The sequence below is a fragment of the Halobacillus sp. A5 genome (assembly GCF_024189315.1).
Classification (GTDB): Bacteria; Bacillota; Bacilli; order Bacillales; family Halobacillaceae; genus Halobacillus_A.
In genome coordinates this window covers 88978-102161 of sequence record NZ_JAIZEO010000006.1, presented here as the reverse complement: position 1 = coordinate 102161, position 13184 = coordinate 88978, and the positions used below count along the sequence as shown (strand labels likewise).

Genomic DNA, 13184 nt, shown 5'->3' with positions numbered 1-13184 from the left:
TGTCCAGGTAATTATAAAATCCCAAACTGTAGATTTCTTTTTAAAAAAAGTGACATCCAGCTCCAGCACCCAGACACTCGCGTTTCTTTGTTCATTCTGCCAGTAAATCAGCGAAAGCTTTCGCGTAAGGCGGCAGATCAGGTGGGCGACGTGCAGAAACAATGTGGTCATCCACCACAACTGCTTCATCAAACCATTCAGCACCTGCGTTTTTCATATCATCTTTAATTCCGGGTGTACTGGTTACTTTTCGACCATCGAGAATGTTCGCCGAAATCAGTACCCACCCAGCATGGCAGATCTGTCCAATAGGTTTCTTTTGTTCATCCATATGCCGTACCATGTTTAGTACGTCTTCATAGCGGCGCAGCTTATCAGGAGACCAGCCACCAGGTACGAGGATACCATCGTATGCAGAAGGATCGATATCTTCAAACGCATAATCGGAGACAGCCGGAACGCCATATTTTCCGGGGTATTCAACACCTGCTTTTTCTCCAACAAGATGTACCTCTGCCCCTTCCTCTTGTAATCGAAGTACGGGATACCATAATTCAAGATCTTCAAAATCCTTGCTCACAAGGGCGATTACTTTTTTATTTTCTAATCTCACGGTCAGCCTCCTTTAGATTTAACCTATGTTAAGTGTATCAAATAAAAGGGAGACCATGATACTATTTCGAAACAGCTAGCACCCACCAGATTAACAAAGGCTGAAGAAGCGGACGCAGCCAAAGTAAAATTAAATTAGGTTCGTCCGACCATGGGGCGGGCGCGCCGATTATGGCAGCATAAATATTGGCCGGCAGTACGGCTAGTAAGAAAATCGCTGTAGCTATACCGGCTGCTCTTCTTGTCTGGGGGAAAATGAGAAACAAGGAAAGCATCCATTCCATGATGGCTGTAATATAAACGAGTTCTAACTGGTAAGGCAAAAAGTCAGGGATCATAACAGCAAAGCCTTCATCATATACGAAATGGGCGACCCCCGCTAAGAACAAGGCGATGGCGAATATATATAAGGTGATGGTCTTGAAAATACTCATGTACACACTCCTTTGAAACTAAATCGCTCAATCAATCGTATTATAAGTTGACGGAAGAATAATCCAAAAAAGCAGGTGCCTATTTAAAAAAATTTAGTATAATAAAGGTTAAGTTTAGCATAATCACAAGTAAGTTTGAATTTATAACTAAGGAGACGAAATGAATGAATAATCGTATCGGTCTGTTTTTGTTGTCATTTATTATAATGGCTGCCTCTTTTCTGCCTCAGGGCGTACAAGCGTCCACCGGAGGAAACGAAGGTATTAACGAAAAGCTTGGGCTGCCTATCGTAGTATATGGGGAGGCCTTATCTGATTCTCAGCAAAGTGAAGTTTCCGATTCATTAGAAGTAGATCAACATGAAGAGGTGGATGAATTCACCGTTACGGGACAGGATATAGCTGAGTATATAGGGGGTAATCCGAACTCTAACATGTACTCATCCGTAAAAATTATTCACCAGGATGACGGAGAAGGGATCGATATTGAAATTGTTACTCCCGAAAATATTACCGAAGTAACACAAGAAATGTACAACAATGCATTATTAACGGCCGGTGTTGAAAATGCGGATGTACTTGTTGCCTCGTCCGTTCAAGTGAGTGGCCATTCTGCACTGACTGGTATATATAAAGCGTACGACGCAAAAGGAGTAGCTTTAGATGAAGACCGCATGGAAGTCGCAAGTGAAGAACTGGATGTAGCTACCTCTCTTGCAGATGAAGAGGGAGTTGACGAGGCTGAAGTGAGTGAGCTTCTAACTGAAATTAAGAAAGCTATTGCTGAGCAGGATCCCGCTACGAGGGAAGAGATTGAACAAATCGTTGAGGACCAGCTGAGCAATTTGAATATTGAACTTAGTGAAGAAGATCGTCAACGTTTAATTGATTTATTTGACCAAATGCGTGATTTAAATATAAATTTTGATGAAGTAAGAAATCAGCTTGATGAATTAACAGGCGGACTGCAGGATGTTATTAATGACGAGGGTTTCTGGAACAATGTTTCTAATGCAATTCAGGAGTTCTTTGATGCGCTGACAGACTTTTTCCGATCTGTATTTAATTAAAATAAAACACCTGAGTCTCTCAATACAGGACTCAGGTGTTTATTTATGTTTTGATTTCGTTCTTTTTTATATGAGACAAATAACATTCAGCTGCTCTTTTGTATTTTCCGGTTTCGTACATGTGGTCTCCCAGCTTCAAGTATAGGGTTTCCAATGGTTCCTGATCCGGATCCTGTTCAAAGAACTTAATGCATTCTTCTAAACTGTTCTGGTACTCTGCATAGCTTTCATTTTTATAATAATAGTCCAGAAAGGCCTCCAGCAGATAATAGTAATCCGTCTCTTTTCTAACTTCCTCTCTCGCTTCTTCGAAAAGCTGTCGTGCTTCGTCTAACCGATTTAAATTAATATAGGCTTTACATAGAGAGTGGTAGGATATTTGTTTGTTTGCCTTCAGCCCTTCTGCTTCTTTAAGCTGCAGAGCTTTCTCTAAATAGCTGCTTGCTTCACTGTTATCCCCATCTTTACGCATAACGACACCCTTATTATGAAGTATCTGTGTGAGTAAGCGTCCATTTGGCAGGCCCTCGGCAATGTCCTCTGCCTGAGTTAAGTAATTCATTGATTTCCCAAACTCTTCTTGATTTAAAAAAATGACCCCGATTAAGTTATAAACCATAGAAACTTCTCTATGCATACTGAGAGCTTCATAATAATTGAGAGCTTCGTGACTGAACGCCGCGGCATCACGGTATTTTTTCACGGCATTTGACAGAACGGCAATATTATAAGTGAGTGCAGCCTTAACCCCTAAAGTCTGGTTTTCTAAGCTGTAACTCCTATAGTGAGAAAGACTGGATTCGAAATCAGATTGTTGGTAATGCCGTATACCTTCACAGTAGTGGTAGGCGTTTTGTATATATAAGGGAGCTTTCGTGATGTAATCTTTATCGATAAATGGGTATATGTACGTTTGATAAGTAGCTTCAGCACGACTATAATCCTTTGTTTTACAATAGAATGCGCATTTTAACAACAGAAAATAAATTTCCTGATAGACATTTGAAAGATAAGTGTAATAGTTGTCCACGATCGTTTCTACTAGAGGTGATGCCTTATCAATTTGAGTAATGATAAATTGTTCCAGCTGATTAAGCACGTGGTGAACCTCAGGATCCTCTTCTTCAAAGTTCTCAAAAAATGCAGAAGGAAGATGCAGTGAGGAAGCAATTCTTAGTAAGGTTGTCTTCCCTGGATGACGATATCCATTTTCAATTTTACTCAAATGAGCTGTTGAAATGGTATCTCCTGATAAATCATTCAACGTCATATCATTTAATTTACGGTAGATATTAATTCTTTTTCCGATATTCACCATTATTCACCTTCCTAATCCTTACATTAAAACAATGGTTATACAATTTTTTGAATTCCTTTACAAACCATGATACAGATTTTGTCGTTTCTTGAATAGGTATAAAGTAACATTAATGAAATATTTTTGTAAAAAACAAGACATAAAACGGCGGTTAAAGGAAATTTTTTAAAAAAATTGCTAAATTGTTTCATGATATTAGTACAAAAACTAGATTTCTAAATGATGGTAATATTGTACGATAAATGAAAACGGATCAATTTTATTGGAGTGGACAATGTGAAGGACATCAATCGAGAGCAAAGTCTGAATGAAATCGTAGTTGATCACTACGCTGCCTTACTGCGAACAGCCATGTGCTATGTGAAAGAGAGTATGACAGCTGAAGATATGGTGCAGGAGGCCTTGCTGAAGGCTTACGAACGCTTTGACCTTTTCCAGCAGGGTAAAAATATGAAGGCATGGGTTTTTCGTATTATGATAAACCTTTGTAAAGATCACCTGAGGAGCTACACAAAGCGCAACGTCTCCCCCTGGGAGGATCAATGGCTTCACTGTACGGAAGCGGAAGGCAGCAACCCATTAGAAATTATTGTGGAAAAGGAAGAATACCATCATATACATGAAGCGATTGATCATTTAAAGCCCGATTACCATCAGGCTGTAAATATGTATTACTTTCATGACTTATCTGTAAAACAAATGTCCCACGTTCTCCATTTAAATGAAAATACACTGAAAACCAGAATGAAACGAGCGCGAGATCGTATAGGCGGAGAGATTAGAGAATCCGTGGCTTCACACGGGTAAAGTTAACGGATTCTTAGGTCTGCCGGCTTAACGACCCCACGTCGTGCAGGGCCTTGGGAAGCTAGTTGTTTCCTAAAACCCTTTCCTCTTGTTTATACAATGAATGTTTCCACGAGTTAAAAAAGAAAATGACGGTTTCTCAATAAGAAGGAAAAAATCCATTTCAGCTCGTTTTGTTATTGGTCAGCAAGGATTCCGGCGTCTTCTGTGATTTGCTCATACGGGACGTCTGTCTCGCCTTTATAATGCTTCATGACTTGATTATTTTTGTCCATTAGGAAGAAGGAGGTGCCGTGATTAACCTGTTCGGCTTCTTCAGGTTTCTGCACAACAGTTCTAAAGCTGTCCTGGCCATATTGTTCAATTTCTCCCTGTGAGTACCCTGTGATAAAGGACCAGTTAGAGAAATCTGCATCTTGAGCCTGGGCGAATTCTTCAAGCATTTCAGGAGTATCTACCTCTGGATCAACGCTGAAAGATACAATCTCAGCATCAATACCTTCCTCTTCAAGCTGATCTTGAACCTTTGTCATATTACGGGTCATGGGCGGACAGACGGTGTTACATGAAGTGAAAATAAAGTTAGCAAGCCATACGTCACCTTCCATATCATCAACAGAGAAATCTTCTCCGGACTGTGTAGTACCGCTTATATTGTCAATTTCCCACTCGAGGGGATCCTCCAGCTCTTTCTCTCCACATGAAGTCAGTAACAGTAATAGCCCGAGCAAAAGTGTTGTCATAAGTATTCGTTGTTTCATTATAAGAGACTCCTCTCACATTCTAAGTACCTTCTTACAGTTTACGACTGCTGGAATGAGAGGTCAATTTGCAAATGAACGAGTACCTCCAGCTTGAAAAAATGTTCATGTAGTTTTCACAATTGCGTATGGGCAAAATAGCAAACGGAAACACTAGGTAAAAAAGTCGGGGGATGGCATTATGGGATACATTTTAAATCAAGAGGGACAGAGACTTTATTATGAGGATCGGGGAACTGGTAATGCAATCCTATGTATCCATCCTCCAGGTATGGGGAGGAAAGTTTTTAATTACCAGCTTGAGCTTAGTAATCACTTTCGCTTAATTCTTCCAGATTTAAGCGGGCACGGTGACTCTGACTCGATAAAGCTGAACCCTAAGATTGACGACTTTGTCGATGAGCTATTGACAGTTATCAATCATTTGAATATTGATCAAGTGTTATTATTCGGTTATTCAGCCGGGGGATCTGCAGCTCAGGCTTTTGCATTGAAATATCCTGAACGTGTAAAGGGTTTAATATTGTCTGGAGCCTTCCCTAAGGTGAAGTCTAAGCTTTTAAAGATGGAGTTCTTAACGGGTATGGCATGGCTGAAGAAGAAGCCGGATTCCTTAGCCAGGATCCTGAGCAAATCGCATTTTAAAAATGAGAGAGTAAAACTGGAACAGTATCACCATATTCTAAAGTCTGATCCAGATGTGTGGTACAGCTATTATAAAGAGTCATTATTCTACGATTGCAGTCGTCAGTTAGACAAGTTGGATATGCCTATGCTGTTAATGTATGGAGGCCGTGCCGAGTGGGTTAATCACCACGCTCCCTTTTATCGGGAATGTCCCCAGGCTAATCTTGTTATAGTAGAGAAAGCCTACCATCAACTCCCAGCTACCCACAGTAAAGCTGTAAATCAATCCATCCTTGATTTTTTCAACCGGACATATGTAACAAAAGACGAAGCAAGAGCATGACCCTTGCTTCGGACTGTTGAGAAACCATCGTTTTCTTTTTCATCTCGAAAGTGTGTATCCATTCCTTGCAGGATCAGGAGGAAAGGGTTCTAGGAAACGACTCCCTTTCCATGGGCGAATGGTGTGCCTCCTCAGGCCTTATTGGCCTTCCGGGGTCACACCTGATTCGTCTCTCCCATAGGAGTCTCGCCGTTTCCTAAAACCCTTTTTCGATAATTGATTACTAAACCAAGTGGCGGCTAAGATGTTCTTGTGATGGTTTCGAGGGCTTCTTTTGATTAAAAGGAACGAAAAACGCGACGACTCCTGCGGGACGAGCAGCCAGGAAAGACCCCGGAGATCGCAGATCGAGGAGACTTTCCGCCTAACCCGCTTAAAAGCGGCGCTTTTTCCTGTTCCTTATCTCTAGATTCTAATGGAGGAACAATGAGATACCATATGTACATCCATCCAAGCTTTTTCACCAGTCGGAAGAAAGGGCATGACCCTTGCTTAGTCTATTTTTATTTCTTCAGTTAAACTTACTTTTTGGGAAATTGCTGCCTTCTTAAAATCAACCTGGAGCTTCTCTGCATCTTCAAGTGAATAGCTGGAGATGTCCAGTATAGTCTGTTCGCCGCCGTAGCCTATTCCGGGGTTCGGGTTGAGTTCTTCATCGTCTACGGAAATGGTATAAGTTTCAGTTGAATTGAATCCTTCATAGGGGTTACCAGGCTGAGCGCTTAAAAAATATGGGTCATCATCAGACTGTGGCTCGTAGGAAAGCATAAACTGGGAGTTCATAGAAGGATTATAGGTCTTTTCCTTAAGTATAATGTCCGTGTTTAAGTGTTCCGCTATCTTCTCGTCCGTCTGCATTCTTTCCTGCTGGTTCCCTTCTTCCACCACTTCGTCGTAATCACTTACGTCTATTTCAAAAGAGTATTCCTCATCACGAACAACATCCACCGAATCAACATCTATTTTTATAGATTCAGGGATACTATTGCTTGAGGGAAGTTCCGTGATAAAGTTTTGTGAGTCTTTCCTGTTTTTGTAAATAGAAGTTATGGGAATATCTTCTCCATCTGCTGTAAATGTTCCTTTCAAATTTACTACCTCATAATCGTCGTGCTCTAGTTCAAAGCTGATCTTATTACTGGAAATACCAAAATCTATCTTCTTAGGTATCACGGTTAAACCATTCTCGTCGAAGGATTTATTAAACTCTTCGGTGTGGAGAGTGTCCTGACCTGGATCATATGTATACTTTACTGTTTCTTCTTCTGTTTTGTGAAAACCGTCATTCATTTCAAGTCTGAATGATGTTAACGCTTCTTCCTCTAAAGCTGTATCCTGTATTTGTCCAGGAACCTGACTGTCCATTCCCTCTTGTTCTAACCGTGGAATAGCAGCAAATCCGTACAGCTTACCATTATATGTTTTTAAAGATTGATGCTCCATGCCATGCATGTGAACAGTATGGGACTGGGTAGGAAGGTCACCCTCAGGTGAGTGAAGGTTGATCTCTGAAATTTTAAAGAAGGAGTTATGGGGTGAATCTTCTTTATCCATAAATACGGCTAAGTCAATGCTGTAGTATATCATAAGCTGGTGCTGTGAATACCACATTTCATCGACGGTTAAAGCTCCTTCATGCTCCGGTATGGCGAAAGATTGATCTGGTGTCTGCACAATTTCCATTTTCTTAGCTTTTTGGTATCCTGGTGCCTGCTGCTCATAAAATTGTTCAATTTCTTCATGGCTTTCCACTTCCTCAATTGCACTTGGAAGGTCGATTTCATCAGCGCTTGGATTTTGAAATACCTGTAACTTCTCTGTTGCATTGTCCTCGTCACTCATACTCCACTGCACGGCAATTGCAAAGCCGACAGCGATGACAGCAATGGCAATCCACCTGGATTTGTTCTTCATATACCAGTGTCCTCTCTAGAAAAATTTGGCTGCTTTACTATTAGGATACCAGATTTTTAGGAGGATTAAATAAAGAAATAAACGCCCAGCTTCAGTCTGAACGTTTAATCTTTGTTCTGATCGGAGTAATGTTCCAACATAGAATCTGCTTCTGTTTCATCATGATGCCCTTCGTTTTTATGATTTGTTTCGCTGAAAACCTCGCTCATTTTAGAAGGGTGGGAAAAAATCTCCGCTGCTTCATTTGTCATTCCTCTGTTTGATTTCGATTTCCTTCTCGTCAATGGGATATCCCCCTTATTAAAGAATAGGTTTTATATTTTGCCGGCAATAATTGCCACATCTCCATTTTATTCAGCCCTTATTTTTAGTATGAGTTACCGGTATAATTTTAAACGAATTTCCTCGTTTTTTGTCGTTCTATGATAGACTAATGAGTATAACTAAATGGCGAGGAGAAATTGTGAGCGTATGGGAGAAACATTAAAAATTTTCAGCGACTGGTTGACCCCTATAGGTGAAAAAGATAGAGACGAGATTCACCGCGATGGAGATTGGCATGAAAGCTTTCACTGCTGGTTTTATAGTCATTTGGAGACCGAAACAAAGATTTATTTTCAAAGACGTTCTAATATTAAGAAAGACTTTCCTAATTTATATGATATTACTGCGGCCGGTCATATCGGTGTGGCCGAGAGTCGAATTGAAGGTGGATTAAGGGAAATCCACGAAGAATTAGGGTTACTATTGGAAGAAGAAAAAATCAGTTATACTGGTTTTTATAAAGAGCAGCTTCGAATGAAAACCTTTAACGATCGGGAAATATGCCATATTTATCTGTTTCCCTACAATGAAGCACTTTCGTTAACGATGAATGAAGAAGTAACAGATGTGGTCAAAGTAAATCTTGAGGATTTTCTAAGTATGATTTCTAAAAACAGGAACTTTCTGATTGCAGAATCAATTATTACTCATCAAAAAGAAACCCTGCAGCGGCATCACTTTTGTCCTCATGATTTTAACTACTATCAGCATGTGATACAGGAGATTCTGCAGACAAAGTAATATGATTTTTTGACAACATACAATAAGGATAAGATATACTGTTGGGAACAACTGATTGAAGGGATGGATGAGAATGACGAATCAATTTAGTACACGTGTTGTACATAATAAATTGAATCAAACCACAGCTTTAAACAGCAAGGCGACTCCGATTTACCAGACGTCGGCTTTCACATTTAGTGATTTAGACCACTTAGAAAGCTATTATTCCGGAGAGACACCTTATCTATATACGAGAGAAAACAATCCGAACACTGACGAATTAGGACAGGCCGCAGCCAATCTTGAAGAAGCGGAGGACGGGGCAGCGGCTTCTTCGGGAATTTCTGCAATTATGGCTGGAATCCTTTCCATAGCGCAGGCAGGGGATCATATTGTTACTGCTGAAGATATTTACGGAGGGACCCACCAGCTCATTACTAAACAGTTATCCAGCTTTGGAATTGAGTATACTATGGTTTCCTTTGCTGATCCTGATGCCATACGTTCTGCTATTAAGCCAAATACGAAGCTTCTCTATACGGAATCGATTACTAATCCCTTCCTGCGGGTGGAGGACATTCAAGGTCTCGTTACACTTGCGAAAGAATACGATTTAAAAACGATGGTGGATAACACATTTGCTACCCCTTACTTACTGCAGCCTTATAAGCAGGGTGTTGACTTAGTAGCTCACAGTGCTACTAAATATATTGGGGGGCATAGTGACGTAACGTCAGGTATAGTGACAGGACACAAGGATTTAATTGCGAAAGCAAAACAGAAAATTATCGGTCTTGGTACGAACTTGAGTCCATTTGAAGCTTGGCTCACTCAGCGCGGTTCTAAAACGCTTGCTTTAAGAATGAAGCAGCAGTCTGCTAATGCACAACATGTAGCCAGCGTTCTGAAGAAAGACGATGGAGTTGAAAAAGTTTACTATCCTGAGTTTGTTTCTGACCGTGGAAATGGGGCCATTGTTACGATAGAGCTTGCTCAGCAAGTTGATTTTGAATCCTTTTTCAAATCCCTGGGGTGGATTAAATTAGCCCCAACCTTGGCAGGGGTGGAGACTACAGTGTCCTACCCAATCCGTACATCTCATCGTGCACTGTCGCCTGAAGAACAAGAAAACCTGGGCATTACTGATTATACGATCCGTTTGTCCATCGGCATAGAAGAAGCGGAAGATATTGCTGCTCAGTTTCAGCAGGCAATCCGGGATTCGATTAAATAAATATTCGGAAAATTATTGACAACTCAAAATGCAATGCTTATAATTCATTAACATAGCCCACCTAACTAATATAACTCTTATCAAGAGCGGCAGAGGGACTAGGCCCTGCGAAGCCCGGCAACCTACAAACATCGGTTTGAAAAGGTGCCAATTCCTACAGATCATAAAGGTCTGAGAGATAAGAGGAGGACATGACTTTACCCCCCCCTCTTCTTATCGAAGAGGGGTTTTTGCGTTTTCCTATACTATATAAGATTTCAAGGAGGAAGTTAGAATGACAAACTCATTTGAAAGTTACGATTTAGATACACTCGCCCTGCATGGGGGACAGGCTCCGGACCCGACAACAGGTTCAAGAGCGGTGCCGATTTACCAGACGACTTCTTACGTGTTTCACGATACAGATCACGCTCAAAGTCTTTTTGCTTTGGATGAACCCGGCAATATCTATTCTCGAATCGGCAACCCGACTGTAGACGTGTTTGAGAAGCGCATGGCCCTGCTCGAAAACGGAGTGGCCTCTGTAGCAACAGCGTCTGGAATGTCAGCCATTTCATTATCTATATTAAACCTGGCAGGTTCAGGCGACGAAATCGTTGCAGCTGCAAACTTGTATGGCGGGACTTATAATTTATTCGCTAATACTTTGCCGAGATATGGCATTAAAGTTATTTTTGTGGACCCGGAGGACCCTGAGAATTTCCGAAAAGCGATTACTGATAAAACAAAAGCGGTTTTTGCAGAGACGATCGGCAACCCGAGTCTCCACGTACTGGATTTTGAAAAAGTAGCCGGGGCTGCTCATGATAACGACATCCCCCTGATCGTAGATAATACATTTGCCACCCCTTACTCATGCAAACCGATCGACTGGGGCGCTGATATTGTTGTCCACTCCGCTACAAAATGGATCGGCGGCCATGGAACCACGATCGGAGGAGTGGTTGTAGATGGTGGGCGCTTTGACTGGAGCAATGGCAAGTTCCCTGTTTTTACTGAACCAGATGAGAGTTACAATGGAATCCGTTACGCAGCAGACTTCGGTACACTTGCATTTATTACAAAGCTTCGTGTCCAGCTGCTTAGGGATTTAGGTGCATGCTTAAGCCCTCAGAGTGCTTTTCAGCTGATTCAGGGACTTGAAACTCTGCACTTAAGAGTGGAGAGACACGGAGACAACGCCCTTGAAATTGCTCAATATTTAAAAGGTCACCCTGATGTAGACTGGGTTTCTTATCCAGGTTTAAGTGAGCATCCTGCACACGAACTGGCTAAGAAATATTTAGAAGCAGGGTATGGATCCATCGTTAATTTCGGCATAAAAGGTGGACGTGAAGCAGGACGTAAAGTGATTAACAATATTGCTCTATGGTCACACGTGGCTAACGTTGGAGATGCGAAATCACTTATCATTCACCCGGCATCTACTACCCACCAGCAGCTCTCTGTAGAAGGTCTGGCTGCAAGCGGGGTAACTGAAGAACTGATCCGTCTATCTATCGGGCTGGAGTCAGTGAAGGATTTAATTAATGATTTGAACCGGGCGATTGGTAAAGCGACAGGGCGGGAAGCGGCCTCTGCCATAACTGAAAATGATGAAGGGGTCATTAAGTGGGCCTTAAACTCTCCTCAAATAAAAGAGGAAGAGGACGGGAAAGAAGTAACTCGTCCAAAGCGCCTCGCGGTAGTGGGGTTAAGTGGTAAGCCTTCAAGACCGAGCCACCGTCTTGCGCGCAAAATGCAGCGTCTCGGGTATCAAATCGTACCTGTAAACCCTCGCGAGGAGGAAGTGCTGGGGGAAAAAGCCTATCCAGATCTAAGCTCTATTCCATTTAAAATAGACGTTGCCCAAATATTCCGGAGTCCCGAAGCGGCAGTAGAAATTGCGAAAGAGGCAGCGAAGGTGAAGCCGGAAGTATTCTGGCTGCAGGAAGGTGTTATCGCTCCTGAAGCCGCAAAAATTGCTAGTGAAGCAGGGTTACAGGTTATTCATAACCGCTGTACGTACAAGGAAGCTCAGAGGTTAAGAGGAACAATTGACACATACGCTTGTGAAATATAAACAATTCAAAAAAAGCAGGTCAGCCATGGAGCTGATCTGTTTTTTTCGATTCCCGGGGAAGAAACAGGGTTCTTCGGTCCGTGACACCTTATGATCTCTTGAAAATCAATGTGTGCTTTTGCTTGTTATTGGGTATACCTGTAATAGATGTTAATTGTGGAGAGGTGATTTTGATGGCTTATTCGGTAACATTACAAAAGATTTTAATTTTCCTTGGAATTGGAGTAACGACAGGTGCGATTATCGGTTTCAGTGCTGTTTATTGGTTTGATCAAGGCGGGATCGTATTTGTTCTTTCCATGTTCTTAAGTATTCTGACAGTCTTTGCTGCAGCCATGTATGCGGAACTCTATCACATTCGTGAGGCTGTAAATAAACAAAATAAGAGAAACGGTTTGTAATGGGGTTTTCAAAATTTATCGCTGAATGAAAAAGTGAGTAAAAGGGCATAAACCACCCCAATAACAGCTATAAGAATATAGCTTGTTTTAGTAAGTTTTTTAAAAATAATCCAAAATGTAAGACAGACAACGCTGATAATAAAAACCCAATAAATGATATTCATGATTACTCCTATCCATCGATCTTTTACTACCCATATTACGTAATCAAGTAACCTCTGACAACCTTTCAAGTATGCTTAACACTGTTTAGGTGCTCAGCCCTATGGGAATATTTTAAAGATAACAGCTAATCCGGAATAGGGATTGTTTTAGACTCTGCTTATGAGAATGGGCTATGACAGTGTATGAGCTGGCGGCCGATTGGTCAGCTCAGGTTCAATACCGTCACGTAATACCCCGATGGATAGGGGGGGTATTTTTATCATCAGCTTCTGGAGATATTGGCGCTGATACATAGAGCCTGGGTGAAGAAGCTATGTTAACAATTTGAAGGGTAAGCAGTATCGGCAGCGGGGGAGGCAGCGATCCAGCCTTCTTCCGTTGGTTTATTA

At 41.5% G+C, this 13184-nt stretch carries 14 protein-coding genes and 1 riboswitch; of the genes, 8 read left to right on the top strand and 6 right to left on the bottom strand.

Going from position 1 to position 13184, the window contains the following annotated elements; all coding sequences use genetic code 11:
- Positions 1-91: 91 nt before the first annotated feature.
- Entirely contained in the window at positions 92-613 is a 522-nt protein-coding gene (locus tag LF822_RS20600) for a type 1 glutamine amidotransferase domain-containing protein (protein ID WP_253925981.1), read from the bottom strand.
- 61 nt (positions 614-674) lie between these two features.
- A complete protein-coding gene (locus tag LF822_RS20595; RefSeq protein WP_253925980.1) occupies positions 675-1046 on the bottom strand; it encodes a DoxX family protein in 372 nt (123 codons plus the stop codon).
- A 164-nt stretch (positions 1047-1210) separates the two neighbouring features.
- Here LF822_RS20595 and LF822_RS20590 point away from each other — a divergent pair, with 164 nt between their 5' ends.
- On the top strand, positions 1211-2116 hold the full coding sequence (locus tag LF822_RS20590) for a DUF1002 domain-containing protein (RefSeq protein WP_253925979.1): 906 nt from the start codon (positions 1211-1213) through the stop codon (positions 2114-2116).
- Between the two features lie 43 nt (positions 2117-2159).
- On the opposite strand, the gene LF822_RS20585 is transcribed toward LF822_RS20590, so the two are convergent.
- Positions 2160-3434 (bottom strand): helix-turn-helix domain-containing protein, encoded by a 1275-nt coding sequence (locus tag LF822_RS20585; RefSeq protein WP_253925978.1) that lies wholly within the window; start codon positions 3432-3434, stop codon positions 2160-2162.
- Positions 3435-3710: 276 nt separating this feature from the next.
- On the opposite strand from LF822_RS20585, the gene LF822_RS20580 reads away from it, so the two are divergent.
- Positions 3711-4241, top strand: coding sequence for an RNA polymerase sigma factor (locus LF822_RS20580; protein ID WP_253925977.1), 531 nt, complete (start codon positions 3711-3713; stop codon positions 4239-4241).
- Between the two features lie 176 nt (positions 4242-4417).
- Here LF822_RS20580 and LF822_RS20575 read toward each other — a convergent pair whose 3' ends face one another.
- Complete coding sequence (locus LF822_RS20575) at positions 4418-5002, bottom strand: SCO family protein (RefSeq protein WP_253925976.1); 585 nt, start codon at positions 5000-5002, stop codon at positions 4418-4420.
- 181 nt (positions 5003-5183) lie between these two features.
- Here LF822_RS20575 and LF822_RS20570 point away from each other — a divergent pair, with 181 nt between their 5' ends.
- Positions 5184-5972: an alpha/beta fold hydrolase gene (locus LF822_RS20570; protein WP_253925975.1), complete on the top strand. Its 789-nt coding sequence runs from the start codon at positions 5184-5186 to the stop codon at positions 5970-5972.
- Between the two features lie 492 nt (positions 5973-6464).
- Here the strand turns inward: LF822_RS20570 and LF822_RS20565 are convergent, their stop codons facing one another.
- The gene (locus LF822_RS20565; protein WP_253925974.1) at positions 6465-7886 is read right to left on the bottom strand and encodes a hypothetical protein; all 1422 of its coding nucleotides are present in this window, start codon (positions 7884-7886) and stop codon (positions 6465-6467) included.
- A gap of 104 nt (positions 7887-7990) precedes the next feature.
- Positions 7991-8170: a hypothetical protein gene (locus tag LF822_RS20560; RefSeq protein WP_253925973.1), complete on the bottom strand. Its 180-nt coding sequence runs from the start codon at positions 8168-8170 to the stop codon at positions 7991-7993.
- A 187-nt stretch (positions 8171-8357) separates the two neighbouring features.
- On the opposite strand from LF822_RS20560, the gene LF822_RS20555 reads away from it, so the two are divergent.
- From LF822_RS20555 to LF822_RS22955, 5 genes are all read left to right on the top strand, one after another.
- Positions 8358-8951, top strand: coding sequence for an NUDIX hydrolase (locus LF822_RS20555; protein ID WP_253925972.1), 594 nt, complete (start codon positions 8358-8360; stop codon positions 8949-8951).
- A gap of 73 nt (positions 8952-9024) precedes the next feature.
- A complete protein-coding gene (locus tag LF822_RS20550) occupies positions 9025-10167 on the top strand; it encodes a trans-sulfuration enzyme family protein (protein WP_371925980.1) in 1143 nt (380 codons plus the stop codon).
- A 74-nt stretch (positions 10168-10241) separates the two neighbouring features.
- Positions 10242-10352: riboswitch (SAM riboswitch) on the top strand.
- Between the two features lie 89 nt (positions 10353-10441).
- Positions 10442-12229, top strand: a complete 1788-nt coding sequence (locus LF822_RS20545; RefSeq protein ID WP_253925970.1) for a PLP-dependent aspartate aminotransferase family protein — start codon at positions 10442-10444, stop codon at positions 12227-12229.
- A 173-nt stretch (positions 12230-12402) separates the two neighbouring features.
- On the top strand, positions 12403-12630 hold the full coding sequence (locus LF822_RS20540; RefSeq protein WP_253925969.1) for a hypothetical protein: 228 nt from the start codon (positions 12403-12405) through the stop codon (positions 12628-12630).
- Positions 12631-12967: 337 nt separating this feature from the next.
- Positions 12968-13090: a hypothetical protein gene (locus tag LF822_RS22955; RefSeq protein WP_256522512.1), complete on the top strand. Its 123-nt coding sequence runs from the start codon at positions 12968-12970 to the stop codon at positions 13088-13090.
- Positions 13091-13184 lie beyond the last annotated feature (94 nt).

Coding starts and splice junctions, on each gene's coding strand:
- LF822_RS20595 (WP_253925980.1), bottom strand. CDS start 1,046: ATGAGTATTTTCAAGACCATCACCTTATATATATTCGCCATCGCCTTG.
- LF822_RS20590 (WP_253925979.1), top strand. CDS start 1,211: ATGAATAATCGTATCGGTCTGTTTTTGTTGTCATTTATTATAATGGCT.
- LF822_RS20585 (WP_253925978.1), bottom strand. CDS start 3,434: ATGGTGAATATCGGAAAAAGAATTAATATCTACCGTAAATTAAATGAT.
- LF822_RS20575 (WP_253925976.1), bottom strand. CDS start 5,002: ATGAAACAACGAATACTTATGACAACACTTTTGCTCGGGCTATTACTG.
- LF822_RS20570 (WP_253925975.1), top strand. CDS start 5,184: ATGGGATACATTTTAAATCAAGAGGGACAGAGACTTTATTATGAGGAT.
- LF822_RS20565 (WP_253925974.1), bottom strand. CDS start 7,886: ATGAAGAACAAATCCAGGTGGATTGCCATTGCTGTCATCGCTGTCGGC.
- LF822_RS20555 (WP_253925972.1), top strand. CDS start 8,358: ATGGGAGAAACATTAAAAATTTTCAGCGACTGGTTGACCCCTATAGGT.
- LF822_RS20550 (WP_371925980.1), top strand. CDS start 9,025: ATGACGAATCAATTTAGTACACGTGTTGTACATAATAAATTGAATCAA.
- LF822_RS20545 (WP_253925970.1), top strand. CDS start 10,442: ATGACAAACTCATTTGAAAGTTACGATTTAGATACACTCGCCCTGCAT.
- LF822_RS20540 (WP_253925969.1), top strand. CDS start 12,403: ATGGCTTATTCGGTAACATTACAAAAGATTTTAATTTTCCTTGGAATT.
- LF822_RS22955 (WP_256522512.1), top strand. CDS start 12,968: ATGACAGTGTATGAGCTGGCGGCCGATTGGTCAGCTCAGGTTCAATAC.